The following is a 26,626-nucleotide window of genomic DNA, read 5'->3' on the forward strand; positions in this document are numbered from 1 at the left end:
GCCCGCGGCCGTTGCCGCTAGGCAGCCGCTACGGAACCGAGCTCTTCACCTCGCAGGAACTGGCTTTGTCTGTGCCGGTGCCGCCGTAGCAGGTGTCCTTCCCCGTGCCGCCGGTGATGGTGTCGTTGCCCGCATCGCCGTACAGCTTGTCGTTGCCCGCGTCACCGTAGAGCTTGTCGTTGCCGGAGGCACCCTTGATGGTGTCGTTTCCGGACCCGCCGCGCAGCACGTTCACGCCCGACGTCCCGTAGATCGTGTCCGCGCCGCTTCCGCCCGTGGCATTCTCGATGGACATCAGGGCGTCGCTGCCCGCGCCGCCGGTCACCTTTTTCTTGGCGAGGTCGATCTTCACGGCCTTGGTGAACCCCACGTAGGACACGGTGTCCGTGCCCGAGCCGCCGTTCAGCACGTTCGCGCCGGACGTGCCGACGAGCGTGTCGGGGCCGCTGCCGCCCGTCGCGTTCTCGAAGCCGATCAGCGTGTCCGTGCCACCACCACCGGTTGCCTTCCCTGTCTTCAGGTTCACCGTCACGGCCTTGGTGACGCCCGCGTACGAGACGGTGTCCACGCCCGCACCAGCTTCCACGCGGTCGTTGCCAAGGCCGGGGCGAATGGTGTTGTCGCGGGCGTCGCCCAAGATCAGGTCGGCGTACTTGGAGCCGATGATGTTCTGTGGGGGCAGAACCGGGCTGCTGCCGGTGAGGCCCAGTCCCAGGAGGTCCATGCCCGCCTGGGCGCCGCTGCCGAACGAGGCCCGCATGGAGCCGCCGCTGTCGAGCAGCTCGAACTTCACGCCCTTGTAGGTGGCGTCCGCGGACTGGGTGTTGAGCCACGAGTAGTCGATCGTGTCCGCGCCGCCGTTGCCGTTGATGTAGTTGGTGCCGCCGAGCCCCCGGAACGTGTTGGCGCCGGTGGTCCCCTTGAGGGTGTCGTTCCACTGCGAGCCCACCACGCTCTCCACGTTGGTGATGGTGTCCCTGCCCGCGTTGGCCGTGTTCTGCTGGGTGGTGACGCTGAGGTCCACGAGCACGCCGATGCCGGAGCCGTCGTCCTGACCCTGGGCCGCGTAGCTCACGGTGTCCGTGCCGGCGCCGCCATCCACGATGTCGTTCCCGTAGGTGGTGCCGCCCACCCTCCAGCTGGATTGAGGTTCCGAGGCCTCGAGGGTGTCGTTCCCATCGCCGCCAAAGAGCTGGTCGCTGCCGGCGCCCCCGATGAGCCGGTCGTTGCCGCCGAGCCCGCAGATAATGTCGTTTCCGCCAAGGCCGTCGATGATGTCGTCGCCCGGCGTTCCGAGGATGACGTCGTCGCCGGGGGTCGCCACCTCGCCAGCCGCGAGCGACACGGTTACCCCTTGGCCGCCGCACGTGGCGGCGTACAGGCCGGTGAAGGTCTGCACCGAGCCCCAGATGACGGCCGACGCTCCCGTGGGTTTGAAGCCGATCTTCCAGTAGTACTTCTGGCGGCTTTGATCGCCGAGTAGGCGGCCACGTCCCAGTCGGTGGCGAACGTGAGCGCGTCGGAGCCCGACGGCAGGGCGCCCGTGGACTGTTGGTACGCGCCGCTGGTGTCCAGACCGGCCGACGTCGTGGCTCGCCTCACGTAGTACGTGCCGGCGCTGCCGTTCGTGTACAGATAGGCGAGCGACAGCAGGCCGTACTTGGCGGTGTACGTATCGCCGAACCACTCGAACTGGTCCACGGCCGTGGTGGACGGCTGCGGGTAGCCCACGCGGTACGCGTTGGGAGAGTTGGCGCCCGTGTTCGTGGGGGTGGAGCCGTTGCCCACGTTGGACGCGGTGCCGAACACGTTGATGGGCGCCCACGGCTTGAGCAGGTACGTCCCCGATCCGGATGCCACCTGGATCCACGCCTCGAACTTGGTCATGTTCTGAGGGGTGGTGGCCTTGAGCGGGATGAGCCACTCCCACTTGTTGCCGCTCACGGCGGACCACAGCGGCGCGTCGACGGTGTTGGAGGCGATGCAGTAGACCCCGGTGGTGCCCGCGCAATTCTGCTGGACGTAGCTCGCGGCCAGTGGCGTGCCGTTGACCGCTAGCGGGGTCGACGCCGTGATGCTGAGTTCTACGCCGGCGGGGAGCTTGAAGCCCGGCACCACTCCTTGGCCCCCGCATGGCATCGCGGCGGCGCCAACGGAGATCGAGGCGTAGAACGTGTCGCCCTGAGCGGGCTTGGACGCCGCCATGTCCACCTCGATGCTCGTGTACGCCATGACCGCGGGGCCGATGTAGGGGCTGCCCCAGATCACACTGGAGCAGTCGATCTCTCGCGTGTTCTGCATGGCGCCCGAGTACCACGAGCCGTTGGCGAGCGTGACGGTGGCAGCGTCGGCCGTCGGGGCCTGCACCACGGCGATCGCGCCTCCGAGCATGAGCGCTGCCGCGATTCCGGCGACAATAGCGCGAATACGAGGCCTGATATCAAGAATGGACATGGTTCTACCTCCCCAGCAGTGCTCGCACATTACTGCTTGGGGGTGCCTCAGCGCCGCCCGCGGAGAGGTATCTGAGACCAGGTTGAGACTCGCTGCTACGTGGCTTGGTCTCGTGTCTCCAGCCCTAACCAGCCTGGGCGAAGGTATCCGCGCCCGAGCGTACCTTCGCCAAGCGCCACGGCCGCGACGTCGTCGAGCGCACAGCGAGTTCACGTTCGTCCAGGTCGGAGTCCTCAAACAACGTGTGTGTAACTCGCTTTGTATCGCTCATGATGTCGATTAATAAACAACATATGCGCATGCGGAGCTCGTTGGCTTGCCGTGTGGCTTGAGCCTCATCTGTGAGCCTCTTCCCAGTAGTCGAATGTGACGTCGTCATCGGGAAGCGCCTCGCGAAGGGCCGCGAGCAACCGCTCGCCCTCGGCTCGGTGGGCGCGTTCCATCGCCGCCGACGGCCAGCCCTCCTCCCAACTGAAGTGGGCGTTGAAGTTTGTGGCCCATGCGCGCAGAGCGGCCTCGAGTTCGTCCGGGAGAGGTGGCTGGCCATCGTCGGCGAGCCCTTCCTCGTTCCACAGCGGGCGGGCCGCGCCGTAATCGTTCATCAGGCGGATGGGCATCAGTGTTCCTTGGTGGGTGCCGGCGCAGAGCTTGTGTCGCTGCGGACTACGCTAACGAGGTTGTTGCCGAGCGGGGGGCGCGATTTGTGAACCAGTTCAGTTCCACGCCACCCGCGCCTCCCGCCCCACGAACCTCGCGTACGTCGCGAACTCGCGCTCGAACGCCTTTCTGTCCGACGCTGTGGTCGCCGTGAACTCGGTGGTCACCACATCTACGGTCTTGGGTTTGAGCGTGCGCTTCCAGATGCCCACGGCTTGCCCGTCCTTCACGAGCGTCGACTGGAAGACCCCGTTGTTGCCAGGCACGACGGCGCCGAAGTGCGCCGGGTCGACCAACAGCGAGCGGTCCGCGTAGCCCAGCATGAACTCGTCGAAGCCGGGCAGCACCACGTGCCGCCGTGTCGCCTCGTCCGAGTCCAGCACGGCCCCCGCCGCGAGCATCGGCCCGCCGCTCGTTTCCACCTTCACCAGTTCGTCGCCGATCCCGGCGATCCCCTCGCGGCACTCCCGCAGCCCCATCCCGGTCCACCGCGCAAAGTCCTTCTCCGAGGCCGGCCCATGCGACTGGAAGTACCGTCTCGCCATGATCGCGAGCCCCTCCTCGCGCGACGGTGTGTTCGGCGTCGGCACCCACTCGCTGAGAAGCACGAACGTGTGGTCCTTGCCCCGCGGCGGCCCCTGCGCCAGCACGCCCAGTTGGCACGCGTACCAGAGCCAGTGGTAACTCCGCTGGCCTTCGGTCGGCAGGCCGTCGGCCGCAAGGACGGCCACGCATTCGTCGCGAGTCAGCACGCGGCCGCCGGCCAGAGCGTCGGCCAACACCACCACCGCCCGATCCACTTGCGCCAGCGTGATCCCCAGGTACTCGCGCCGCGCGGCCCCTCCCGCGAGCGGCTTCTTGTCCATGAGCGCCACCATCCACGCGGCGTCGCGAGCCGGTACAAAATGCACGGTGCCGCGCATGGGCCATGTGCGGAGCACCTCGCGATTCTCTTGAGCGGCCTGCACGTCCGCCTCGGAGAGCCCTGGAACCCGAGCGCCAAACGACCACGCCCCACTCGCCAGGTCCTGCGCCTGCATCGCGCCGAACCATTCCGCGACGTCCAACACGGAGCGTTGCCCACCCGACGCCAGCAGAAGCGAGCGCAACCGCGCCCTGCGCACGTCAGCGTCGGACAACAAAGCGGTGCCACTTGCCATGCCCGCGACCCTACGCCGCGCCGCCCACACGCAATAGCCTCACCCCATGAGCGACTGGGCGCACTCGAGCGCGGACCGCGGCACGCGCGAAGGAGTCGTCGCCGAGATTCGCGGCTGGATGCGCGCGGCCACGGACTCGCCGCTGTACTCGCGCCTGGCCGCGGAGATCACCGAGGACCCGGCGCTCCTCAACGTGGTCGTCCGCATCGACAACGTGCCGCCCATGAACCTGCTCTTCGGCGCGGTGCAGCTGCTGCGCGGCTGCCCGCTTCCGGATCTCCCCTTTCGCGACTTCCGGGCCTTCGTGCTCGCGCACCAAGAAGAGATCGTGGAGATCGGCTGCACCCGCCGCACCCAAACCAACGAGGCCCGACGCTGTGCCGTCATCCTCCCCTTCGTCGCCAAGGCGGTGGCCGGATTTGGCGACGGTGTGGTGCACGCGATCGACATCGGCACTTCGGCGGGGCTGAATCTGTGCCTGGATCGGTACGCGTACGACTACGGGGGTGGTGTGATCGGTTCCAGCGCGGTCACCCTCGCCTGCGAGAACCGCGGCGGCTTCTCGTTGCCCGCGCGGGTGCCCGAGTTCGCGACGCGGACCGGGCTTGACCTCGCGCCGGTGGACGTGGCGGATCCGGACGCTGTTGCATGGCTGGAGGCCTTGGTGTGGCCCGAACATGCGGAGCGGCTGGCGCGGTTGCGTGCCGCGATCGCGATTCGGCGCGAGACGCCGGTGACCATGGTCGCGGGCGATGCGCTGGAGACGCTGCCGGGCGTGGTGCGCTCCCTCCCGGCCGGCGAGCCTGTGCTGATCTTCCACACGATCGCGCTGTACCAACTCCCGCAGGACGCGCAGGACCGCTTGGACTCCATCGTGGTGGACCTCGCGCACGAGCGTCCGCTCGCGCGCATCTCCTTCGAGCCGCGGCCCGGCAGCGTCAGCCCGCTCGTTTACGTGGGTGCGCGGCCTTATGCGAACCCGCCCGTGGCGCAGGGCCATCACCATGGGGCATGGCTGGACCGTTTTCCAGCGTCGACCGCAGCGGTTTAGGCAGCTCAGTCCTGGTTCCTCGGCGCTCGGCTCGAGGTTTAGGCAGCTCAGTCCTGTTTCCAAGGCGCAAGCCACATGGCCTGGGCAAGGTGCGCCCGAGACCTTCCTGGACCGAAACCAGGACTCAGGTGCCTAAACCGAGGCGATGGCGGGCAAACAGCAGGACTGGTGTGCCTAAACCAGGGTGCGCGCGGGGGCAAGGTATGCGGGGGCAAGGTATGCGGGGGCAAGGTATGCGTGGTGTGCCTAAACCGGGGCGCGTCGCGCGCTTTGGTATGCGCAGTGTGCCTAAACCGTGGCGGGTGGAGGGGGATGGGCCCTTGCTAGAACCCAGGTTCGCTCACGGGCGCGCCGCGCGGGTCGGCATCGCGCTCGTCCGCGTCCGGGATGCCGTCGCCGACCTGGTCCTCGGGGGTGAGCTCGCGATCGTCGTCCCGCAGAGTCTCAAGCCCCGACTTCTCGCGCAGCGGTAGCTGCGGGACGAAGAACGACAGCACAAACGCGATGAGCGTGATCAGCGACGAGATGAAGATCACGCCCATGATCGCGTCCGCGAACCCCTCCTTGAACGGTGAGGCGAGCACGGGGTCCAGCTCGTTGATGAAGGAGGTGTCGTCGAGCGAGATGCCGGCGTCGCCCGCCGCATCGAGCGAGCCCGTCTTGATGACCTCGATCACCGCGGCGTTCGCCGGGTTCGCGAGCACGTCGGGATCCTGGACCGCCTGCTGGAACTCGGGCGTCGCGGCCGCGGTCTGGAACTGGTCGGCGATGGCGCCGGGGACTGCGGAGAACATGAGCGTCAGGAACACGGCGGTGCCGATGGAGCCGCCGATCTGCCGGAAGAACATGACGGAAGCAGAGCCGACGCCCATGTCTCGAGGCTCCACCGCGTTCTGCACCGCAAGCATGTTGGGCTGCATCACGCCGCCGAGGCCCATGCCGAAAGCCACCGCACCCAGACTCATGGCCCAAAGGGAAGACGTGGCGGTCAGAGTGGACAGGTACAGCCCGGCCAGCACGAGCAGACCGGTGCCCACGATGGGGAAGATCTTGTACTTGCCCGTCTGGTGGATCACGCGCGCGGACAGCGTGGCCATCACCAGGATGCCCACCGTGAACGGGAGCATCGCGAGCCCGGCGGCCGTGGGCGACATGCCCTTCGCGATCTGGAGGTACAGGGGCAGGCCGGCGAGGCCGCCGAACATCGCGAACCCCATGACGAAGTTCAGGCCCGTGGATACCCCGACGGTGCGGTTGCGGAACATTCGGGGCGGCAGCAGGGCGTCGTCCCCGGCCTTGAGCTCGGACGCGATGAAGCCGACGACGCCGAGGAACGCGACGACGGAGAGCCCGATCACCTTGCCGGACGACCAGCCCCACACGCGGCCTTGCTCCAGCACGATGAGCAGCGGGACGAGCGCCACGATGAGCGTCGCCACGCCCCACCAGTCGATCGCCACCTTCTTGTGCATCGCCGGCAGGTGCAGCACGCGCAGGATCACGATCAGGGTCGCCGCGCCAAAGGGGACGTTGATGAGGAAGGTCCAGCGCCACCCCGCGAGCCCCAGAATCTGGTCGGCGCCGGCGAAGAAGCCGCCGATCACGGGACCAAGCACGGAGGCGATGCCCCACACGCCAAAGAAGAGCGCCTGGTACTTGGTGCGCTCGCGGGGGCTGAGGATGTCGCCGAGGATGATCAGCGCGAGCGCCATCAGGCCGCCGGCGCCGAGTCCCTGGATGCCGCGGTAGGCCGCGAGCTGGTACATGTTCGTGGCCGTGCCGCACAGCAGCGAGCCCAGCACGAACGCCGAGATGGAGATCACGTACAGCGGCTTGCGCCCGTAGATATCGGAGAGCTTGCCGTACAGCGGAGTCGAGATGGTGGCCGCGATGAGATAAGCCGTGGTGACCCACGCCTGGAGCGTGAGGCCGTTGAGGTCGTCGCCGATGGTGCGAATGGCGGTGGAGACCACCATCTGGTCCAGCGCGGACATGAACATGCCGATGAGCAGGCCGGTGACGATCAGGTTGATCTGGCGGCGCGCAAGAAGGGGGACTCGGTAGACACCAGGAGAGTCTAGGTCTGCCCGGTGACACGTGAAAGGGGCCGTACCCTTTTGGCATGAGTGCCGACACGATCGTGGCCGTGTCAGGCGCAATTCGCGACCTGTCGATGGCAGGCGTCGTCGGCGCTTTGCTGCTCATCGCCACGAGCATCCCCAAAGACAGCAAGGCCGCCGACCGCGCCGCCCTGATCGGCCGCCTCGCGAGCATCGCATGGGTCGCCTCCGCGCTCACCTACAGCCTCGCCACCTACGCGTACATCAGGGACTCCGGCGTCGACGTCAACCGCTTCCTGCAGGAGTGGTGGAGCTACTCCAACTCGGTGGAACTGCTCCAGGCGCACCGCCAGGTGATCGTGGGCGCGCTCGTCACGTCCATCATGATGGCCCTGGTACGCGGCCCGTTGCTCGCGGGCTGGAGCCTCATGCCGGTCGCGTGGGCGATCGCCTGGCTCGCGCAGACCGGCCACGCCGCCGGCTCCGCCGACCATCACCTCGCCACCAGCTCGATGTTCCTCCACCTCATGGGCGCGACCATCTGGGTGGGCGTCATCGGCGTGGTCGCCGCCCTGCGCAAGCCCCTGGGCGATCATGCCAAGGACGTCATGATCCGCGCCTCTCGCATCGCCATCTGGGGCGCGATCCTCGTCACGGTCTCCGGCGTCGCGAACGCCTGGCTGCGTCTCGACTCGCTGAGCGAGTTCTTCACCACCAGTTACGGCCGCGTCCTCGCGAGCAAGATCGCGCTGATGGCCCTCGCCATCGCGCTCGCGGCCTGGCATCGAGCACGCACCTTCCCGCGCCTCAGCAGGGCCGACGTTGCGGCCAGGTTCTGGCGCGTCCTCTCCGTGGATGTGGTCGCCTTGGTCGCGATTATGGGGATCGCGGGCGTCCTCAGCACCATGGCCCCGCCATTGCAGGCGCTTCCCGTCATCGATCCCAGCCCCGCGTACTACCTGACGGGCTATGACCTGCCGCCCCAGCCGTCGGCCTGGAACTGGATTGGGCTGTGGCGGCTGGAGATCATCGCCGCCTTCGTGTTCGTGGTGGCCGGCGTGCAGTACCTGCGCTGGTCGGCGCGTCTCAGGCGGCGCGGCGACACGTGGCCGGTCTATCGCGATGTGCTGTGGGTCGTCGGCATCCTGTCGCTGCTGTGGGTGAGCCAGGGCGCGCCCGCCATCTACGGCATGACGATCTTCTCCGGCCACATGGTGGAGCACATGGTGCTCGTCACCGTCTCGCCGATCTTCCTCGCGCTCGCGGCGCCCGTCACGCTCGCGCTGCGCGCGCTGCCCGTGCGCCACGACCACTCCCGCGGCTCCCGCGAGTGGCTTCGCGGGCTCGTGGAGTCGCGCTTCATGAAGTTCGTCTCGCACCCTGTCATCGCCGCCGCGAGCTTCGCCTCGGCGCTGATCGTCTTCTACTACTCGCCGCTGTTCGAGTTCTCGCTCCGCAATCACGCGGGGCACCTGTGGATGCTGTTCCACTTCGCGATCGTCGGGTACCTCTTCGTCAACGCGCTCATCGGCATCGACCCAGGCCCCAGCCGCCCGCGCTTCCCCATGCGCATCGTGCTGTTGTTCGCCACCATGGCGGCCCACGCGTTCTTCGGCGTCACCATGACCTCGTCCATGGTGCTGCTCGCGCCAACCTGGTTTGGGCTCATGGGCCGCACCTGGGGGCCCGACGCTATTACCGACCAGCAATATGGCGGCCAGTTGGCATGGGGCATGGGTGAGCTGCCCGTGGTGCTGCTCGCGATCCTGGTGGTCACGGCGTGGCGCCAATCGGACGCCCGCGAGACGGTCCGCCTCGACCGCAAGGCCGAGCGCGATCACGACGCCGACCTCACCGCCTATAACGAAATGCTTGCCAAGGTGGCCCAAGACGACCGCAACCGCGGCGCCTGAGCCGGCCCCAGCGTCGGGCCAAATGACGTGACGGACGCCACTCTCACCCGCCCTCTCATCCACAGATTTCGTCCACAGGCATGTGAACTTCTGGTGACGCGTGTGTGAATTCGGTGGACAACCGTGTGAGGAAAAAGTGGATGAAAAAAAGGGTCGATTTCGAGTTGCAAGTCCCGGATGGACGCGAGTAGACCTATCCCCATCGAGAGGGACATTCACCAATCGATGAGGAACCGGAATTACCGGAACCGGCGGCCGCTAGGCAGCTGGGGAGGGTCACCGTGATCAGGGTCTTCGGACTCGGGTAACGGTCCTCACCAGGGGCTTTGAGGCAGTTGGGGAAGGTGCCGGAACCGAGGGCCGCAAGGTTGTCGGGGAAGGTTTTTTGGAGTTCTTGGAGGTCAGGGGCGCAAGCCACTGGTTCACCGAGACGACAATCCGCGGGAAGCGGCACCTTCGGGTGTTGCGGAAGGCGGGACGGCTCCTCAGGTCGCCACCTAGGAAGGCGGCCAAAGCCCACGCGAGGCTCGCGGGGTCCGGGTGACCGGGTCCGGCGGGTTGTTCCGGGTGACGGGAGACCGTGACCTGGAGCGGGCCAGGGTTCAGTGGGGTTTCCCACGGAGCTCGGCACTCGGGTGGTTCGGCGCGGGATGGCCGGAAGAGTGCGGCCCCTTCTGGGGGTTGCGATCGGATGGCGATCCCTCGGGATGCCGGAAGCCGTAGCCCTTCGGGGTTCGTGCGGATGGCGGACCGGTCGCTGTGAAGTTGCGGGGCTCGCGCCTTGCAGGTGATCGGCAGCCGAGCCGAGCGGGATCGACCGGGGCCCCTTTGGGGCCACGGCCGGATCTCGACCGGGTCTCAGGCTCTCCTTGTGAGGGCGCGGTGAATGATCTGATCGGACGCTTCGGACAACGTTGGTCCACTTCAAGGCGGCTGCTCGCAAGGCGGTCGACGCGAACTGTGGGTGACGGCACAGGGACTCACGGCCCGTAGCGTCGGCCAGGAGGTCACCCCCACGGGGGTGAAGCCGCATCGTCAATCGCGGCCGTCGCTTCTTGCGGGTCAAACCGCACGTGGGCGAGAACTCATTGGTCATGGCAAGGCCCCCCGGACTCCTATTCCGGGGGGCCTTCGCCTTGCCAGCTGGCTGTGAGAAAACTCCAAGCCGCTGATGCAACGCTAGGAGCGTCCGGGATGGTTCCCGCGGAGGCGCGCCGGGTGCGCCGGGGTTCCCGCGCAGGCGCGCCGCCCCTCCCGAATGGGCTCTGAGGGTCACGAAAACGCGATTTCGTGACCCTCAGAGGCCATTCCAGGGCGGCGGGGGTGCTGGGGTTGCCCGCTAACTGCCCAGGCGAGAACCGTCGGGCACGAGCTGAGGTGAGCCGGCGTCGGCCAGTGTGACCGCGCCAGTGACGGAGACGTCCGCGCCGAAGGTCCAGTCCCCGTTGACAGTGAGGCTCGTGGCCTCGCGCAGCGAGGGTGCTCCGTACGGGAAGCGCTCGTCGAACTTCTGCACCGTCTTGAAGTGCTTCGAGTCGAGGTCAACGAGCGGGGCGGCGTCCACGGCGAGGCGCAGCGCGCCGTCGTCGGCGAGCTCGTAGGCGTCGCTGCGGAGCAGAAGCAGGTCGTTCGTGGTCTTCACGGGCAGGAAGCGGTCGCGGCCAACGACGATCGCGGTGGCACCCTCGAACACCTCGATCGCGGCGCCCATCGCGGTCTCGATCTGGAACACCTCGGGACTGCTGGAGTCCGTGGGATCCACGGTCTTGACGTTGCGAATGAGCGGCAGTCCAAGCACCGCGCCGCGCTCGGTGAGCGCCGCGTGTAGCTTCTCGAGGTCGAACCACAGGTTGTTCGTGTGGAAGAACGGGTGGCGGAACTCGTCGGTGAAGTAGTCCATCTCCTCCGGCGCGGTTTGGGCGGTGTCGCGGAGGATGAGCCGGCCGTCGGCCTTGCGAATGGCGAGGTGGCCGCCCTTCTTGTCCGCAAGGGTTCGCGGGCACAGTTCAGCCGCGTACGGGGCGCCCGACGCTGCAAACCAGCCGGCGATACGCGGGCTTGGCACGGCGCCCAGATTGTCCGAGTTGGACGCGGACGCGTACTTGAAGCCGGCGTCAAGGAGCTGCTGCAGAACGCCGGAACCGAGCAGCGCCGTGTAGATATCGCCGTGGCCCGGAGGGCACCACTCAAGCGTGGGATCCGCGGGCCAGCTCACGGGGGTGAGGTCGTCGACGCGGATCTTCGGCTCCGCATTCTGGAGGAAGTCGAGGGGCAGGCCTGGAACCGCGATGTCCGGATGCGCGGCGAGGGCTGCGAGGGAGTCGTCCCTGGTACGGAACGAGTTCATGAGCAGCAGCGGTAGCGGAGCACCCGTGGCTGCGCGGGCGTGGCGCACCTGCTCGACGATGAGGTCGAGGAACGACTTGCCGTCGCGGACGGGCAGCAGCGACTTGGCGCGGTCCATGCCCATCGAGGTGCCGAGCCCGCCGTTGAGCTTGATGATGACCGTCTTCGCGAAGGCATCATTGGCGTCGGCCTCGCTGATCTCCACGCCGGCCAATCTGTCCGGGTCCGTGAGGGGCTCGATCGAGTCCTCGAGGATAAGCCCGGTGGCGCCCGCCTCGAGCTGGCCGTAGTAGTGGGTGAAGACGTCGATCGCGGCCTGGCTCACGCCCGCTTGACGCATCTTTTCCTGTGCCTGAGTGAGTCCAGCTGCGCTCATGGTGTCGAGCCTAGTGGCTCCGGTCCTGGGACCGGTCCCAGCCGCTTTGGGAGAAATGCCCCAAATATGGGTGGCACCGAGCGCGTTTGGGCGCGATGATTAGTCCAGGTTGCGCCCTGCATCCCAATACAAGTAGTTGACGATGGTTGCAGTTCAGTGATCTCGAGATCCCTCAGTTCGCGAGATCACCGCAGGGGCGGCTTGCGTCAGTGCCATCGTCGCCACCGACAGGAGATCACCGTGGACAAGTGGACCATCCTCACCAATTCCAAGACCGTTCGCGTCGCCGCATCGGCGACCACGCTCGTCGCCGTCGCGACGATCGCAGGCGCCGGCTGGAAGTGGAACTAGGCAGCAATCACCTCCGTGGGGGAACCGCCTGCTCGCTGCGGGCACCAACAACTCAACCTTTGAAAGAAATGGACTAACTCAAATGGACAAGTGGACCGTTATCGCCAGCTCCAAAGTCGTGCGTGTCGCGGCCTCCGCCACCACCCTCGTCGCCGTCGCGACGATCGCAGGCGCCGGCTGGAAGTGGAACTAGGCCTCGGCGCCTACTCCGAACCCCCTCATCAACTCTTCAACTGACAAAGGACTGACTCTCATGGACAAGTGGACTCTCAACAACGACAAGCTCTCGAACGTGGCTTCAACTGGCTGGAAGTGGAACTAGGCGAACGCCTGGTCCGAAACCCCTCATCAACTCTTCAACTGACAAAGGACTGACTCTCATGGACAAGTGGACCCTCAACAACGACAAGCTCTCGAACGCGGCTTCAACTGGCTGGAAGTGGAACTAGGCGAACGCCTGGTCCGAACCCCCTCATCAACTCTTCAACTGACAAAGGACTGACTCTCATGGACAAGTGGACGATCACCTCGGACAGCAAGCTCGCCAACGATGCCTCGACCGGCTGGAAGTGGAACTAGGCCCCGGCGCCTGGACCACACCCCTCATCAACTCTTCAAATCACAAAGGACTAACTCTCATGGACAAGTGGACTCTCACCAACGACAAGCTCGCGAACGTTGCTTCGACTGGCTGGAAGTGGAACTAGGCCTCAGCGCCTAGCCCAATCCCCTCATCAACTCTTCTGAAGTCAAAGGACCAATTCTCATGGACAAGTGGACTCTCACCAACGACAAGCTCGCGAACGTTGCTTCGACCGGCTGGAAGTGGAACTAGGCCTCAGCGCCTAGCCCAATCCCCTCATCAACTCTTCTGAACTCAAAGGACTGACTCTCATGGACAAGTGGACTCTCACCAACGACAAGCTCTCGAACGTTGCCTCGACTGGCTGGAAGTGGAACTAGGCGAACGCCTGGTCCGAACCCCCTCATCAACTCTTCAACTGACAAAGGACTAACTCTCATGGACAAGTGGACGATCACCTCCGACAGCAAGCTCGCCAATGTTGCCTCGACCGGCTGGAAGTGGAACTGAGCACGAACCTGCCCGAAGTACCGCGCGGGTGAGCAATCTCACGGCGCGCATCTGATCGCGACTACCCAATAGGACCCATCATGGACAAGTGGACCATCCTGATCAGCAGCAGGCTCGTACGGATAACCTCCTCGGCGACGACTCTCGTGGTGGCGGCCACGATCGCGGGCGCCGGGTGGAAGTGGAACTAGAACCCTCGACGCCTAGCGGCGGTGCGGTGCGGCGAGCACGCTCGTCATCCGCGCGACTCGACGCTTATGTCGCCGCGGTCATCACTCTCGGCGTAATCGCGCTCGCCTTCATCCTTCTGTCAACCGACTGGGATGAGCTCATCCACGGCATCCCGGTATGGCCGACGCTGTTGCTGGCTTTCGCCGCGATCGCGGGTGAGGTGAAGCCGATCGTCCTTCCCCGGGCGGGCAGATCCGACCGCACCCTTTCGACCTCGGCCCCCTTCGTGCTCGCCCTCGTGGGCGTGGCTGGGTTGACCGTCGGCGTCGTTGTCCAGGTCCTCGCCAGTCTCACGGACGACGCGCTGCAGCACCGCGCACCCAAGAAGTCACTCTTCAACACCGCCCAGTACACGCTCAGTGTGGCCAGCGCGGGCCTCGTCTACGCGGCGCTGACCGGCTATTCGCCGCTGTCGGCGCCCATGGCCGTGGAACCCCGCGACATCCTCGCGCTCATGGCGGGCGGTCTAGTCATGTTCGCTGTGAACTGGGTGTTGGTAGCGGGGATCGTCTCGCGCGTCACTGATCAGCGTCTATTCGCCGTTCTGCGGAGCGACGTGCGTGACTTCTTTGTGAGCAACCTCGTCCTCCTCAGCATCGGCGGAATCGCGGCACTCATCGCCGCCGAGGGCGCATGGGCTCTGATTCTGCTCGCCGCCCCCGTCATCGCGGCGCACCTGTTCACGCAGTCCGCCGCGCGCCACGCGCATGACGCCACCCACGACCAGCTCACGGGTCTTGGCAACAGAGCGCAACTGCACTACGAGATCGTCAAGGGACTCGCGAACGCGCAACGGTCCAAGACCGACGGCCCCGGCCTCGTCCTACTCGACCTTGACCACTTCAAGGACATCAACGACACGCTCGGCCACCCCTTCGGCGACCTCATCCTGCGCAAGGTCGCCGATGAGCTCACGGCGGCCGCGCCGGAGAACGCGACCGTCCACCGCCTCGGCGGCGACGAGTTCGCGGTCGTGGTGTTCGGCGACATGCTGGACACGGCAACCGCCGCGCGCAACCTCCTCGGCGCGCTTGACACTCCCGTCCACATCGAGGGGCTCGAACTGCTCGTGAGGGCGAGCGCGGGCGTCGCCGTCGCCCCACACCACGGTGACGACTCCGACACCCTCATGAAGAACGTGGACATCGCGCTGTATCACGCGAAGCTCGAGCGCGACCGCATCAGCCTGTACTCCTCGGAGTTCGACATCAACACTCTTGAGCGGCTGCAGCTCCTCGCGGATCTCCGCACGGCCATTCACTCCAACGAACTGCACGTGGTCTACCAGCCACAGCTCGATCTCAGCGACGGCAAGCTGGTGGGCGTTGAGGCGCTCGTGCGTTGGCGCCACCCGCGGCGCGGCGAGGTCACCGCCGAGGAGTTCATTGCCCTCGCGGAGAGTTCCGGCCTTGTGGTCCCGCTCACCGCCTACGTCATGAACGCGGCTCTCGCCGAACTCGCCGAGTGGCGCGCGCAGGGCCACGAGCTCCGCATGGCCGTGAACCTCTCCGCGCGCCTGCTCTCCGACCTCGCCCTCCCCGATCAGGTGCGTGATGCCCTGCTTCGCCACGACGTCCCGGCGAGCTCGTTGGTCCTCGAGGTGACGGAGACCGGCATTCTGGCCGACGCCGTGCGCGCCGACACCGTGGTCCACGCTTTGCGCGGGCTTGGCGTGGCAATCGCGATCGATGACTACGGCACCGGCAACGCATCCCTCAATTACCTCAAGCGACTCGAGATCGACGAGCTCAAGATCGACCGCTCGTTCGTGAGCAATATCGGCACCGAGAACCACGACCTGATCATCGTCCGCTCGACGATCTCGCTGGCACGTGCCCTCGGCCTCAGGGTGGTCGCCGAAGGCATCGAGGACGAGGCGACCGCGGTCGCTTTGCGCGAACTCGGCTGCCCCATTGGCCAGGGCTTCCATCTGGGAATCCCCGTTCCAGCGTCGGAAATCTCGCCGTTCTTCAAGGGCGGCAGCCGCGCTGGCGCGCAACCCGCCTAGCCGATGCTTGTCCTCGCCGCCTGCGTGCTCGCGCTCGCGTCGCCTCTCGTCGCGGGGCGCTGGCCGGCCGGCCTGCTGCTGAACAAGTGGAAGTGGCCACTGCTGATCTGGGCCACGCTGATCTTCCAGACCGTGGTGCTCATGGTGGACATGCCCCACAACCTGGCGGCAGGACTGCACGTGGCCTCGTATGCGGCCGCGATCGGCTTCCTGTGGCTCAACCGCCACTTCCCAGGCGTCTACTTCGTCGGCGCGGGAGCACTCTCGAACGGCGTCGCCATCGCGCTGAACGGCGGCACCCTGCCTGCCTCCGCGGATGCCGTGGCGCGGGCGGGACTCGATGAGACGGGCGGCTTCAACAACACCGCCGTGCTTGAGGACCCCAAGCTGCCATGGCTCGGGGACGTCTTCGCATGGCCCGCGCCCTTGCCGCTTGCCAACACCTTCAGCGTTGGCGATGTGCTCATCGTGATTGGCGCGTTCGTGGCGGCGTGGAGCGGCGCGCGTCGTATCGGCCAACCCGTGGAGGACGCGCAACCAGTGCCGGAGTGAGAGCGGGTGACGGGAATCGAACCCGCGCTATCAGCTTGGGAAGCTGAAGTTCTGCCATTGAACTACACCCGCGGTGTGGGCTCCATGATAGCCAAGTCCGCGCGGTGCCCAAGCCCCTCGAGCCAGCGCACCAGTTGCCGGTGCACGGTCTCGGCCCCTTCAAGCAGGCCCGACGCTCCACTTAGGGAAGCGTCTACGGTCCAGTCCGCGGGGTGCACCAGGAGCGGCCGAGTCTGCCAGCCGCCGAGCCCGCCGTGGCAGCCGACGAGCTCCTCGAACGCCGCCACCTCGCCGAGCGACGCGTCGTAGAGCGAGTTCACGTAGATGTCCGGTGCGGAGGCGAACGCGGACACGCGCGCAAAGTCCGCCCTGGCCGCGGGGAACGCCTCGAGCGGATCCTCGCCCGTCACGGCTCCGGTCTCGAGGTGCATCGCGCCGTGTGCGCCTACCGCTACCGGCCCCGTGGCTCCCTGCACCACCACGAACCCGACCGCCGGGTGCGTCGCGAGCGCCTCGATGAGGCCGGGATGCGCGGCCTCGAGCTGCGCAAGGGTGAGCCGCTCCTGAGAGTCCGTGAACCAGATCGCGCCCAGGTTGCCAGAGCCGACCACCGCGATGCCGGGCTCCGGTGCATCCCCGGCAGCAGCGTCGGGCACCGCAGTATTGGGCACGGCGCGGGAGATCACGCGAGCGGGAAGCGATTCGCCGAGCCCCTCGATGAGCGCACGAACGCGACCGCGCGCCTCGCCCTCCTCCTCGCCAACGGCCGCAGCACCCGCGGCATGCGAGGACACGAAGTCGGCGAGCGACTCGCCCGTCCGCTGCAGGAACGTGGCGCCCTGGGACTGGCCGTGGTCGCTCACGAGCACGATCCGGTAGCGCCGCGGCGCGGCCCCGGACCGCGCCAGCCTCTCGAGCGAGCCCACCACGCGATCGAGCCCGTAGAGGGACGCGAGCGACTCGGGCCGGGTGACGCCGGCGTGGTGCGCGATCTCGTCGTAGTCGACGAAGTCCGCGTAGATGGCCTTGCGGCCGCTCAGCATCGCGTCCGCGACGAGCGCCACGTTGAGATCCCGCAGCAGCACATTGGTGACGCCGCGCAGCGCCACGTAGGCGCCCCCACGGTGTATGCGGGGCGTGACGTCGTGCCGCCGCTGCCGCCGCGCCTGGAACACCTCCTTGACCATCTCGCCAATGGTGAGGGTCACGCCTCGCGCAAGCCCGGTCGGGTGCGTGAGGAAGGCCGCATAGCTGCCCGACGCCCCCAAGGCTTTGCCCTTGTTCTCCAGCGAGCTCATGGTCAGTTGGGCAGTGGCAGCGTCGCCGCTGAAGAGGTTGGAGATAGAGACGCCGTCGTCCGCAAGCAGTCCCGCGCCGTCGCTGATCCTGGCTTCGATCACGGCGGCATCGGCAGGCTTGTTGGCGACGAGCATGCGTCCAAGCTCGCGGTCGTACCACCGGAAGGCGGCAGGTTCTCCGTTGTGCCGTGCAGGATCCCCGCCTGGCTCACGGGCGTGGTGGAGGGGACGCGGGCCGTCCACTCGGTCCAGGTGTGGGTGCCATCTCGCAGCCAGCGTGCGATGGTGGGGAGGTTCCCGGCCCGCACCTCATAGTCCAGCACCGGCGCAGGGACCCCATCCAGTTGGAGGAACAGCACGCCCTCGGCGTCGTCCACCTCCGGGGCCGGGCGCCGGCGCGCGAGCCGGATCGCGTAGTCGATGAGGTAGTCGTCGCCGCTCGCGCCGAACAGCCAGAACAGGATCGCCGCTACGGCGCCGTAGATCCACGACGCGAGCACGAGGTGCCACAGCGTGTCCATGTGCATGCCGGGCGTCAGCGCGAGCGCAAGCCCAAGCACCACCGCTTGGGCGAAGAGCGCGGTGAGTGCGGCGCCCGGCCAGCCAAAGCGTCGGGCACACCAGGCGAGCGCGGGCCGGAGCGCCCAGGACACCCCGGCCACAAGGACGGCCGCGATCACGAGGGACCACCAGTGGTCCGCGCTCACGCCCGGCGTCAGCCACACCGTGATGGCGATGGCGAGCAGTTGCGCGATCGCCTCTGCTATGCGGCGGCGCATGGCCTAGGCCAGCGGCCTGGCGACGAGGGAGAAGCTTGCCTCTACCGTTTGGCCCGGCTGCACCAGCAGCAGGTTCGCGGAGTGAATCCCCCGCTCTGCCAGGTTGAATGCGTCGTTGGCGTTGCTCACGGGCTCCACCGCGAAGAAGGGCTTTCCCTCGGGGATGTAGACGACGGCGTGGCTCAGGAGGTCGTCTGCCTCCACGTCGAGGTCCAGAACGCCCGGCCACGTGATGGTGGCGAGCGTGGGGGAGGTGCGCGCCGTGTAGCAGTCGTCAACGAACGCCCCGCCGATCTCGCGAGAGGCCCGGAAGTCGGCGTCGGGCCGTATTGTGCCCGCCTCACCGAAGGGGATGCAGTCCTGGGCCTCGTAGGCGGCGTCGACGTTGAGCTGCAGGTGAGCCGTGCGCGATCCCGCGACCGAGCGCTCGAAGTATGGGTGATGGCCAAAGCCGGCGGGGAAGGTCTCGTGGTCCGAGTTGGTGATGCTGTACGTCCACGTGAAGCGGTCGCCATCGAGGCGATACGTGAACTGCGCCGTGAAGGTCCAGGGGAAGTTCACGCCGTAGACCTCGCGGGACTGGAACTCGAGCACGGCATGGGTGGCATCGGCCTCCACCACGGCCCACGGGTACTCCGACGCGGTGCCGTGGATCGCGGTGCCGTCGCCGTGGTTGACCCGAAGCTGATACGTCTTGCCCGCCCACCGCAGCTTGCCGCCAGCGATCCGATTGGACCACGGAACCAGGGGATAGGAGGCGGTGTCCGGCACGGAGGTCAGCACGGCGTCCGGCGTTGGCCGCAAGACGTCGTGCCAGGTACCGCCGATATTCACGCGGCCATAGGCGACGGAGCCGCCCGTGGTTGGGAGCAGGCCTACCTGCCAGTGCTCGTTGGCGAGTTCAAGGATCTGGGTCATGCCGCCATTGTGTCGCACGTGATGCCGCGCGCGGGTGACGCGCGCGTAGCCTGGCGGCATGAGCCGCTTGGGCGTGATTGCCGTCGCCTGCGCGGTGTTGCTCGCCGGCTGCACTGGCGCCGACGCTGGGGCGAGCCACTCCCCAAACCCGGCCGCAGCGTCGGGCAGGGTAACGGTGCCCGACGCCGTGGTTGAGTTCCCGCGCACGCTCCAGGCGGCGCGGATGGTCGAGGCGCTCGTCACCACCAACGGGGACGCCGGCGCGCTCGTGACCTCCGCGCGGCTTGACTCGCCGCTGTTCGCGGACTCGCCGGCGCGCGACGGCGAGATCCGGCTGTTCCCGGACTGGACCAACCACGTGCGCATGTTCCTCGGCACCGCCGTGTGCCCCGCGCCGGCCGGCCCCTCGCATGCAGTGCTGACGATGACGGTCGACGGCCGCGAGACCACCGAGACGCTCACGGTGACCGACACGGCCCTGCGCGAGATCAACGCGGACGAGTGCGCGCAGAAGGCGATCCTTGACGTGGCGGCGCCTTCCTTCGGCGTCATCGAGACCCACACGGACGCCGAGCTGCTCACCTCGATCGTGCTGACCCGCGGCGGCTCGCGGCCGGAGGAGCCGGTGACGCTCACGTCGATGACGGGGAACATCGTGTTCATCGTCTCGCTCGCGGACGAGCCGCGGACCCTCTTCACGGGCCAGGCCGGCGTGCAGGTGCCCGCCGTCATCAAGGTGGGGCGCTGCGACCCCCACGTGTTCGCGGACGGCAAGAAGAACTTCGTCTTTCCCCTGTACCTCGCGATCGGCGACGACGAGCCCGCGTACCTGGAGATCCAGCCGTACCCGGACATGAAGGCGGCGCTGCAGAACCTGATGTCGAAGTGCGGGGATGTGCAGCGTGAGGACGGCGGCGCCGCGTAGGCGCCGGCGTGCTCAAGCGAGCGAGTCGAGCGCCTCGCCGAGCAGGCGCAGCAGGTCGGTGGTGCCCTCCTCGCGCCCCTCGGCCCCGTGCTCTCCGTCCAGGTAGATGCCATGTTCGGTGTGGGTGAGGAGGGTGCCGCCCTCGACCGGCTCCAGGGTGATCGAGGTGGCCGACGCCGAGAGCGGATCACCGTTCAGCGTCATCCGGTAGGTGAACACGATGCGCTCTCCGGGCACGATGTCCACATACTCGGCGTCGAACGTCGTGCTGAATCCGCCGGGGTGGTCGGACGCTGCGCTCTCCGTTCCGCCGATGCGGAAGTCGAAGGTTCCGAAGGACGACTCGAGGTCATCGTTCGCGCCGAACCAGAGCTGCTTCTTCTTGGGGTCCGCGAACATGTCGAAGACCTGCGCCGGCGAGTAGGCGTACGTGCGGCTGATGGTGAAGTCGTGGTGGGCGATGGTCATGTCAGTTCTCCTTGGGGTAGATCAGGTCCATGGCCGCTCCCAGGCGGTCAAAGCGCGCGTGCCACGCGGCCTCGTGCGCCGCGACCCAGTCGCGAACGTCGCGCAACCCGTCGAGGGACGGCTCGACGATGCGCGTGCGCCCCTCCTTGCGGGTGGTTACCAGGCCCGTGTCCTCGAGGTAGTTCACGTGCTGCAGCACGGCGCTCAGGGTCATGTGGAGTGGTTCCGCGAGCTCGGAGACGGTTGCCGGGCCGACGCCGAGGCGGGTGAGCATCGCGCGTCGCCCTGGGTCGGCGAGGGCTAGGAAGGTGCGGTCTAGCTGGGAGGTGGGCATGCCGCCATCCTGTACCCAGCGTCGGGCAATAGTCAAGTGAAAACTTAAGTATTGAGTGTTGACCCTCCCCTTGCGGGAGACTGCACTGTGGCTGCCATGGACGAGGAAGAGCTCATCAGCATCGGCGAGTTCGCCGCGCTGACGCGGCTGTCGATCAAGGCCCTGCGCCTGTACGACGAGAACGGTCTGCTCACCCCCGCCCACGTTGACCCGGTGTCTGGTTACCGCTACTACCGGCCAAACCAGCGCAACCGGGCCATCCTCATCGGAGACCTGCGGCGCGTGGATGTGCCGCTGAATCTCATCGCCCAGATCCTCGACGGCGACGCCGCGCTCGCGAGCTACCAGGACTGGTGGATCGCGCAAGAGGAGCGCCATGTGGAGCGCCGCGGACTGGGCCACTACATCAAGGCGCGACTGCGCAGAGAGGGGCAGCCCCCCATGGACATCAAGACCCGTTCAGTTCCCGAGCGGAAGCTCGCCGTCATCTCCAAGGAGCTGTTCCAGCCGCAGCTCACGGAGTTCATCATGAGCTCGTTCCACGAACTGTTCTCGTGGGCCGAGCGCAACCCGGGGCTACGGTCTTTGAACACGACCCCGGAGGACCCCACGTACGTGATCTTCCACGGCCCGGTGACGCCGGATGCGTCCGCCCTCGTCGAGGTCTGCATCATCATCGACGGGCCGGCAGAGCCGGAGGGCGCGATCGTGCTCAAGCGCGAGGCGGCGCACGAGGAGGCGTATACGACGCTGACGCGAGAGGGGATCGAGTTCCCCAACATCCTCGCCGCGTACGACGCGGTCGCCATGTGGGTGATCGAGAACGGTTCCATGATCGAGTCGCTGCCCTCGCGAGAGGTGTACTTCGCGGACGTGATTCAGATGCCGATGGACGCGCCCGTGTGCGACATCGCGTACCCGTATGCGCCAAAGTCCGCGTAGGCGTTAACCCGGCCCTAGCGTCGGGCCTGGTAGTTCGGTGACTTGCGTGGGAACCGGAATACCGCGGCCCGACGCTGGGGTTGCCTTCTCGACCGGCCGTTGCCTCTCCCGGGGGCACGCCCGCGCCACAGGCAAGGGTGCCCAAGGCCGGTGACAGTGGCTAGAAGGGAACCCTCATGGCTCTCGGAGGCGGCATTTTCCTCATCGTCGTTGGCGCGATCCTCGCGTTCGCGGTCAAGGACTCCTGGGATGCGGTTGACCTGACGATGGTCGGCTACATCTGCCTCGCGGTCGGCGTGTTGGCGATCATCATCTCGCTGGTCGTGAACGCGCAGAACCGCAACACCAAGCACACCGAGGTGGTCGACCAGCACGTGGACGAGCGCCGGATCGACCCCACGGCGTAGCGCCTACTAGCCCTGGCCGCGCGCGTTCTCCGCCTGCTGCTCGCTGATCTTGAGTTTGGCGTCCTCGCGCTGGGCCGCGTAGGCCTCGGAGGTGGTGCGGCCGTAGGCGACCCGCACGAAGGGCCGATGCATCGCGTAGCTGAGCTCGAGATTCCAGTAGCGCTTGGACCACCACGCCGCGGCCAGTGCCACGACGATCGCCGAGATCGCGCCAACGGCGATCGCCCAACGGGGGCCGATGGCCTCGCCGATCCACCCCACGACGGGCGATCCGATGGGCGTCGCGCCCATCAGCACCATCATGTAGAGGCTCATGACACGGCCGCGCATCGTGGGCGCCGTGGTCGTCTGCACCCACGCGTTGCACGTGGTGAGCAGCGTGATGGCGAAGAAGCCCGCGGGGATCGTGAGCAGCGCGTAGACGCCATAGGTGGGCGCGAGGGCCATGAGCCCCGTCGAGACGCCGAACAGCGCCGCGGCTCCGACGATGTAGCGAAGCCGCGGCCGACCGCGGCGGGCCGCGAGGAGCGCGCCGGCAAGCGAGCCGATCGCCATGATCGAGCCCAGGATCCCGTATTCGCCAGCGCCCTTGTCGAACTCCACGCGGGCCATGAGCGCGCTCGTCATTTGGAAGTTGAGGCCCAGCGCGCTGACCACAGCGACGATGATCATGATGACGACGATGTCCGCCCGACGTCGCACGTAGCGCACGCCCTCGCGCACTTGGCCCTTGCGTCGGGCAACCCGCTCGTGGGGGATGAGCTCGCGGATGCGCATCGCCAGCAGCGCGATGATCGTGGCGGCGAAGGTGAGGCCGTTGATCATGAACACCCACCCGGTGCCCACCGCCGCGATGAGCACGCCGGCGATGCCGGGGCCGATGAGCCGCGCGGCGTTGAAGCTCGCGGAGTTGAGGCCCACCGCGTTCGGAAGGTTCGGCGCCTCGACCAGCTGGGTCACGAAGGTCTGGCGGGCGGGATTGTCAAAGGCGGAGACCACGCCGAGCGCGAACGCGAACACGTACACGTGCCACAGCGCCACGGTGTCGGTGAGCACGAGCGTCCCGAGGCCGATGCCGAGCGCGCCAGCCACCCCCTGCGTGACCATGAGCAGCTTGCGGGAGTCGAAGCGGTCGACGATGACGCCCGCATACGGAGATAGGAGCAGGAACGGCAGGAACTGCAGGCCCGTCACGATGCCAACGGCGGTGCCCGAGTCGTGCGTGAGCGCCGTGAGGACCAGCCAGTCCTGGGCGACGCGCTGCATCCACGTCCCGATGTTCGACACCAGGCCGCCGGCGAGCCACAGGCGGAAGTTGAAGAACTTGAGGGAGGCGAAGGTCTGCATCCCTTCCATTTTCTCCCCTTGTGGCGAGCCGCGTGACCACGGCGCCGGTTGCGGCGCCGGCCCGGCCCCGTCGAGTCCTCAAATGGACGCTGAGGTCGTCCAACGCGCGAATTCGCGGTACTCAGCGTCCATCTGGGGGTGGGTCGCACGCGGCGGCTGTCCCCAGCTACACCGTGGGCGGATCGCTGGACGACGCGATGCCGGTGAGCAGCGCATCGACGCCCCACGCGAACCGCGTGGTCTCGCTGCCCATGAACAGCACGTCCTGAACCGCGGCGAGGTTGGGGTACTTCTCGCCGTCGCCCACGGCCTCGCGGAACGCCCTGATGGTTTCCGACGGCGTGGCTGGGTCCTGCGCGTCGGCCGCGTGTTCTGCGGCCCCGCCCATGGTCCACAGCAGGAGCAGGTCCATCCCTAGCGCGCGGCGCGAGGGCGTGATTCCGCCCTCCTCGAGCAGGCCGATGAGATGGTCCGCGAAACGCAGCGTGTTCTCGCCGAACGGGCGCACCTCGAGCGCGGATCTCGCGAGGTCCGGGTACTCGAGCAGCTCCTGGGAGAGGTCTCGCAGCAGAAGGGTGACGCGCTCGCGCCAGGTGCCCTCGGCAACCGTCAGGTCGATCTCGCCGACGATGCGATCGAGCATGTGTCCGTGCAGTTCTGCCATGGAACTGACGTGCGCATAGATGGACGCGGGTCCGGTGTTGAGATCGTGGGCGACCGCGCGCATCGTGACCTTGTCCAGGCCCCTGCGCTGCATGATGCGCATCGCCGTGTCCACCACGGCCTCTCGGGACAGGTTGCCGCGAGGGCGCCCCGGTCCGCGGCGGGGAGGGTTGCCGCGGCCCTGATGCCCCATGCCCGCCTCGCGCTCCTCGCGATTGGCACGCATCTGCTCCGCTTGCACCGCCATCTGGCGCATCCACTCCTCGCGGAGCTCGTCGCGAAGCCGCTTGCCCTCCTCGCGGAACTCACGACGCAGCTGCGCGGCTTCGGGGCCGTTTCGCCAGTCGTTTTTGTCCGCCATGCCCCCACAGTACGCGAAAAGTGAAAGAAAAGCGAACGCGTTCGGAAATGACTTGCATTTTGCGAACGTGTTCGCTTACGATCATGTTCGTGCCCGCGCAACCCCGGCGTCGGGCCGTATCGAAAGGAGCGCCCATGTCCAACGAATGGGCTATCGAGGCACACGGCCTCGTCAAAGACTTCGGCGAGCAGCGTGCTGTGGATCATGTGGATTTGCAAGTGGCGCCTGGCGTCGTCTACGGAGTGCTGGGGCCGAACGGCGCCGGCAAGACCACCACCATCCGCATGCTCGCCACCCTGCTTGGGCTGGACGGCGGAGAGGCCAAGATCTTTGGCTACGACGTGGTCAAGGACGCGCACCAGGTGCGGCAGCTCATCGGTGTGACGGGACAGTACGCGTCCGTCGACGAAACGCTCACCGCCCGCGAGAACCTCGACATCTTCTGCCGGCTGCAGGGCCTCAAGGGCGCGGCGATCAAGTCCAAGTCGGACGAGCTGCTCGAGAGCTTTGGCCTCACGGACGCCGCGAACAAGCCGCTAGAGAAGTTCTCCGGCGGCATGCGCCGCCGCCTCGACCTCGCCGCGAGCCTCATCTCAAGGCCGCCGCTGATCTTCCTGGACGAGCCGACGACGGGCCTTGACCCGCGCACGCGGTCGCAGATGTGGGACACCATTCGCGGCCTGGTCAACGACGGCTCGACCGTGCTGCTCACCACGCAGTACCTCGATGAGGCGGACCAACTCGCCTCGCGCATCGCGGTCATCGACACCGGTCGCGTGGTCGCCGAGGGCACCTCGGATGACCTCAAGGCGCTGGTCGGCTCGTCCGCGCTGCAGCTTACGCTCGACGAAACGGCCGACGCCGTGGGCGCGTTGTCCCTGGTAGAGGGCATTGTTGGGGCTAAGGGAACGCTGTCGCCAGAGTCTCGCCGTGTCAACGTGCCGCTCACCGACACCGCCGTGGTCACCGACGTGCTGCTCGCCCTGCGCGAGCGCGGGATCGCGGTCACCGAGCTCTCGCTGCAGAAGCCAAGCCTTGACGAGGTCTTCCTGTCCATCACCGGCCACCCGGCAGAGCCCGCGGCCGAACTCTCCGAGGAGGTCTCAGCATGACCGTCATCACTCCCGGCTTTGACCGGACCCTCCGCCGCCACGTCTCGCTCAACCAGACGCTGCGCGACTCCTGGATCATGGCGCGGCGCTCGCTCATCAAGATGCGCCGCACGCCCGAGCAGCTCATCGACGTGACGCTGCAGCCCATCATCTTCACGGTGATGTTCACGTACATCTTCGGCGGCGCCATCGCCGGCGGCGTGGCCGCCTACCTGCCGATCATCGTGCCCGGCATCCTCGTGCAGACCGTCCTGACGGGCGCTTCTGCCGCGGGCACCAACCTTCGCGATGACATGGACAAGGGCGTCTTCGATCGCTTCAAGTCCCTGCCCATGGCCCGCATCGCGCCACTCTCCGGCGCGCTGACCGGTGACCTCGTGCGCTACTTCATCGCGAGCGTCATCACGTTCGTGACGGCGTACGCGATGGGCTACCGGCCGGGCGGCGGCCTGGGCGGTGTCGCCGCGTGCATCCTGCTGGTCATGGCCTGCGCGTGGGCGCTGTCGTGGATCTTCGCCCTCGTGGGCGTGTCCATGAAGTCGTCCCGCGGAGTGCAGGGCATCGCGTTCCTGATCCTGTTCCCGCTGACGTTCCTCTCGAACGCGTTCGTCCCCGCCGAGACGATGCCGCACTGGCTGCAGACATTCGTCCGCTTCAACCCCGTGACGCACATCATCAACGCGGCGCGCAACCTGTGCAACGAGGGCACGTTCGGCTCCGATGGCTTCCTCGCGCTCGTGGGTGCCGCCGTGGTGATCGCGATCTTCGCGCCGCTCACGGTGCGCAAGTACCGCACTCACACGTAGCCAACCCCCCACAA

Annotated in this window: 22 protein-coding genes and 1 tRNA gene; 9 read left to right on the forward strand and 14 right to left on the reverse strand. The window is 67.1% G+C overall.

Annotated elements, in window-relative coordinates; genetic code table 11:
• Window positions 1–28: 28 nt before the first annotated feature.
• The 4 genes from NVV57_05905 to NVV57_05920 all read right to left on the reverse strand — a co-directional run bounded on the left by NVV57_05905 (window position 29) and on the right by NVV57_05920 (window position 4,271).
• Window positions 29–1,399 (reverse strand): hypothetical protein, encoded by a 1,371-nt coding sequence (locus NVV57_05905; GenBank protein MCR6712242.1) that lies wholly within the window; start codon window positions 1,397–1,399, stop codon window positions 29–31.
• Entirely contained in the window at window positions 1,348–2,454 is a 1,107-nt protein-coding gene (locus NVV57_05910; GenBank protein MCR6712243.1) for a hypothetical protein, read from the reverse strand. Before NVV57_05910 ends, NVV57_05905 begins: the two co-directional genes overlap by 52 nt.
• A 335-nt stretch (window positions 2,455–2,789) precedes the next feature.
• Window positions 2,790–3,071, reverse strand: a complete 282-nt coding sequence (locus NVV57_05915) for a hypothetical protein (GenBank protein MCR6712244.1) — start codon at window positions 3,069–3,071, stop codon at window positions 2,790–2,792.
• A gap of 96 nt (window positions 3,072–3,167) precedes the next feature.
• On the reverse strand, window positions 3,168–4,271 hold the full coding sequence (locus NVV57_05920) for a winged helix DNA-binding domain-containing protein (protein ID MCR6712245.1): 1,104 nt from the start codon (window positions 4,269–4,271) through the stop codon (window positions 3,168–3,170).
• A gap of 46 nt (window positions 4,272–4,317) precedes the next feature.
• Between NVV57_05920 and NVV57_05925 the strand changes: the two genes are divergently transcribed.
• Window positions 4,318–5,322 carry a DUF2332 domain-containing protein gene (locus tag NVV57_05925; GenBank protein MCR6712246.1) on the forward strand — a complete coding sequence of 335 codons (1,005 nt, stop codon included), beginning with the start codon at window positions 4,318–4,320 and terminating at the stop codon, window positions 5,320–5,322.
• A gap of 323 nt (window positions 5,323–5,645) precedes the next feature.
• Here the strand turns inward: NVV57_05925 and NVV57_05930 are convergent, their stop codons facing one another.
• Entirely contained in the window at window positions 5,646–7,355 is a 1,710-nt protein-coding gene (locus NVV57_05930; GenBank protein ID MCR6712247.1) for an MFS transporter, read from the reverse strand.
• A gap of 89 nt (window positions 7,356–7,444) precedes the next feature.
• Here NVV57_05930 and NVV57_05935 point away from each other — a divergent pair, with 89 nt between their 5' ends.
• Entirely contained in the window at window positions 7,445–9,295 is a 1,851-nt protein-coding gene (locus NVV57_05935) for a bifunctional copper resistance protein CopD/cytochrome c oxidase assembly protein (GenBank protein MCR6712248.1), read from the forward strand.
• 1,339 nt (window positions 9,296–10,634) lie between these two features.
• On the opposite strand, the gene NVV57_05940 is transcribed toward NVV57_05935, so the two are convergent.
• Window positions 10,635–12,017, reverse strand: coding sequence for a UTP--glucose-1-phosphate uridylyltransferase (locus NVV57_05940; protein ID MCR6712249.1), 1,383 nt, complete (start codon window positions 12,015–12,017; stop codon window positions 10,635–10,637).
• A gap of 1,661 nt (window positions 12,018–13,678) precedes the next feature.
• On the opposite strand from NVV57_05940, the gene NVV57_05945 reads away from it, so the two are divergent.
• Window positions 13,679–15,700: an EAL domain-containing protein gene (locus NVV57_05945; protein MCR6712250.1), complete on the forward strand. Its 2,022-nt coding sequence runs from the start codon at window positions 13,679–13,681 to the stop codon at window positions 15,698–15,700.
• 3 nt (window positions 15,701–15,703) lie between these two features.
• Window positions 15,704–16,252, forward strand: coding sequence for a DUF5317 domain-containing protein (locus NVV57_05950; GenBank protein ID MCR6712251.1), 549 nt, complete (start codon window positions 15,704–15,706; stop codon window positions 16,250–16,252).
• A 1-nt stretch (window position 16,253) separates the two neighbouring features.
• Here NVV57_05950 and NVV57_05955 read toward each other — a convergent pair.
• The 4 genes from NVV57_05955 to NVV57_05970 form a co-directional block, all read right to left on the reverse strand.
• Window positions 16,254–16,324 (reverse strand) — tRNA-Gly (locus NVV57_05955).
• On the reverse strand, window positions 16,315–17,685 hold the full coding sequence (locus NVV57_05960) for an alkaline phosphatase family protein (protein MCR6712252.1): 1,371 nt from the start codon (window positions 17,683–17,685) through the stop codon (window positions 16,315–16,317). Before NVV57_05960 ends, NVV57_05955 begins: the two co-directional genes overlap by 10 nt.
• Window positions 17,649–18,329: a phage holin family protein gene (locus tag NVV57_05965; GenBank protein ID MCR6712253.1), complete on the reverse strand. Its 681-nt coding sequence runs from the start codon at window positions 18,327–18,329 to the stop codon at window positions 17,649–17,651. The genes NVV57_05960 and NVV57_05965 overlap by 37 nt, the downstream gene beginning before the upstream one ends.
• Before the next feature lie 3 nt (window positions 18,330–18,332).
• Window positions 18,333–19,247, reverse strand: a complete 915-nt coding sequence (locus tag NVV57_05970) for a hypothetical protein (protein ID MCR6712254.1) — start codon at window positions 19,245–19,247, stop codon at window positions 18,333–18,335.
• A gap of 58 nt (window positions 19,248–19,305) precedes the next feature.
• On the opposite strand from NVV57_05970, the gene NVV57_05975 reads away from it, so the two are divergent.
• Entirely contained in the window at window positions 19,306–20,172 is an 867-nt protein-coding gene (locus NVV57_05975; GenBank protein MCR6712255.1) for a hypothetical protein, read from the forward strand.
• 12 nt (window positions 20,173–20,184) lie between these two features.
• Here the strand turns inward: NVV57_05975 and NVV57_05980 are convergent, their stop codons facing one another.
• Both NVV57_05980 and NVV57_05985 read right to left on the reverse strand, forming a co-directional pair.
• Window positions 20,185–20,640 carry an SRPBCC domain-containing protein gene (locus NVV57_05980; protein MCR6712256.1) on the reverse strand — a complete coding sequence of 152 codons (456 nt, stop codon included), beginning with the start codon at window positions 20,638–20,640 and terminating at the stop codon, window positions 20,185–20,187.
• A 1-nt stretch (window position 20,641) separates the two neighbouring features.
• Window positions 20,642–20,974, reverse strand: coding sequence for a metalloregulator ArsR/SmtB family transcription factor (locus tag NVV57_05985; GenBank protein MCR6712257.1), 333 nt, complete (start codon window positions 20,972–20,974; stop codon window positions 20,642–20,644).
• Between the two features lie 96 nt (window positions 20,975–21,070).
• On the opposite strand from NVV57_05985, the gene NVV57_05990 reads away from it, so the two are divergent.
• Together NVV57_05990 and NVV57_05995 are read left to right on the forward strand one after the other, a co-directional pair.
• Window positions 21,071–21,916, forward strand: coding sequence for a MerR family transcriptional regulator (locus NVV57_05990; protein MCR6712258.1), 846 nt, complete (start codon window positions 21,071–21,073; stop codon window positions 21,914–21,916).
• Between the two features lie 176 nt (window positions 21,917–22,092).
• Window positions 22,093–22,323, forward strand: a complete 231-nt coding sequence (locus NVV57_05995; GenBank protein MCR6712259.1) for a DUF6458 family protein — start codon at window positions 22,093–22,095, stop codon at window positions 22,321–22,323.
• A gap of 6 nt (window positions 22,324–22,329) precedes the next feature.
• Here the strand turns inward: NVV57_05995 and NVV57_06000 are convergent, their stop codons facing one another.
• Window positions 22,330–23,670 (reverse strand): MFS transporter, encoded by a 1,341-nt coding sequence (locus NVV57_06000; GenBank protein MCR6712260.1) that lies wholly within the window; start codon window positions 23,668–23,670, stop codon window positions 22,330–22,332.
• 166 nt (window positions 23,671–23,836) lie between these two features.
• On the reverse strand, window positions 23,837–24,694 hold the full coding sequence (locus NVV57_06005; GenBank protein MCR6712261.1) for a TetR/AcrR family transcriptional regulator: 858 nt from the start codon (window positions 24,692–24,694) through the stop codon (window positions 23,837–23,839).
• A 134-nt stretch (window positions 24,695–24,828) separates the two neighbouring features.
• Between NVV57_06005 and NVV57_06010 the strand changes: the two genes are divergently transcribed.
• On the forward strand, window positions 24,829–25,806 hold the full coding sequence (locus tag NVV57_06010; GenBank protein MCR6712262.1) for an ATP-binding cassette domain-containing protein: 978 nt from the start codon (window positions 24,829–24,831) through the stop codon (window positions 25,804–25,806).
• Window positions 25,803–26,612: an ABC transporter permease gene (locus NVV57_06015; GenBank protein MCR6712263.1), complete on the forward strand. Its 810-nt coding sequence runs from the start codon at window positions 25,803–25,805 to the stop codon at window positions 26,610–26,612. The genes NVV57_06010 and NVV57_06015 overlap by 4 nt, the downstream gene beginning before the upstream one ends.
• Window positions 26,613–26,626: the final 14 nt, after the last annotated feature.

Origin of the sequence: Demequina sp. (assembly GCA_024707205.1) — a bacterium.
In the GTDB taxonomy this organism is placed as follows: domain Bacteria; phylum Actinomycetota; class Actinomycetes; order Actinomycetales; family Demequinaceae; genus Demequina.

Excerpts from the sequence above, each read along its gene's own strand:
- NVV57_05995 (MCR6712259.1), top strand. The coding sequence starts at position 22,093 with ATGGCTCTCGGAGGCGGCATTTTCCTCATCGTCGTTGGCGCGATCCTC.
- NVV57_06015 (MCR6712263.1), top strand. The coding sequence starts at position 25,803 with ATGACCGTCATCACTCCCGGCTTTGACCGGACCCTCCGCCGCCACGTC.
- NVV57_05935 (MCR6712248.1), top strand. The coding sequence starts at position 7,445 with ATGAGTGCCGACACGATCGTGGCCGTGTCAGGCGCAATTCGCGACCTG.
- NVV57_05985 (MCR6712257.1), bottom strand. The coding sequence starts at position 20,974 with ATGCCCACCTCCCAGCTAGACCGCACCTTCCTAGCCCTCGCCGACCCA.
- NVV57_05990 (MCR6712258.1), top strand. The coding sequence starts at position 21,071 with ATGGACGAGGAAGAGCTCATCAGCATCGGCGAGTTCGCCGCGCTGACG.
- NVV57_05920 (MCR6712245.1), bottom strand. The coding sequence starts at position 4,271 with ATGGCAAGTGGCACCGCTTTGTTGTCCGACGCTGACGTGCGCAGGGCG.
- NVV57_05925 (MCR6712246.1), top strand. The coding sequence starts at position 4,318 with ATGAGCGACTGGGCGCACTCGAGCGCGGACCGCGGCACGCGCGAAGGA.
- NVV57_05960 (MCR6712252.1), bottom strand. The coding sequence starts at position 17,685 with ATGCTCGTCGCCAACAAGCCTGCCGATGCCGCCGTGATCGAAGCCAGG.
- NVV57_05940 (MCR6712249.1), bottom strand. The coding sequence starts at position 12,017 with ATGAGCGCAGCTGGACTCACTCAGGCACAGGAAAAGATGCGTCAAGCG.
- NVV57_06000 (MCR6712260.1), bottom strand. The coding sequence starts at position 23,670 with ATGCAGACCTTCGCCTCCCTCAAGTTCTTCAACTTCCGCCTGTGGCTC.
- NVV57_05910 (MCR6712243.1), bottom strand. The coding sequence starts at position 2,454 with ATGTCCATTCTTGATATCAGGCCTCGTATTCGCGCTATTGTCGCCGGA.
- NVV57_06005 (MCR6712261.1), bottom strand. The coding sequence starts at position 24,694 with ATGGCGGACAAAAACGACTGGCGAAACGGCCCCGAAGCCGCGCAGCTG.
- NVV57_05915 (MCR6712244.1), bottom strand. The coding sequence starts at position 3,071 with ATGCCCATCCGCCTGATGAACGATTACGGCGCGGCCCGCCCGCTGTGG.
- NVV57_05980 (MCR6712256.1), bottom strand. The coding sequence starts at position 20,640 with ATGACCATCGCCCACCACGACTTCACCATCAGCCGCACGTACGCCTAC.
- NVV57_06010 (MCR6712262.1), top strand. The coding sequence starts at position 24,829 with ATGTCCAACGAATGGGCTATCGAGGCACACGGCCTCGTCAAAGACTTC.
- NVV57_05975 (MCR6712255.1), top strand. The coding sequence starts at position 19,306 with ATGAGCCGCTTGGGCGTGATTGCCGTCGCCTGCGCGGTGTTGCTCGCC.
- NVV57_05970 (MCR6712254.1), bottom strand. The coding sequence starts at position 19,247 with ATGACCCAGATCCTTGAACTCGCCAACGAGCACTGGCAGGTAGGCCTG.
- NVV57_05950 (MCR6712251.1), top strand. The coding sequence starts at position 15,704 with ATGCTTGTCCTCGCCGCCTGCGTGCTCGCGCTCGCGTCGCCTCTCGTC.
- NVV57_05965 (MCR6712253.1), bottom strand. The coding sequence starts at position 18,329 with ATGCGCCGCCGCATAGCAGAGGCGATCGCGCAACTGCTCGCCATCGCC.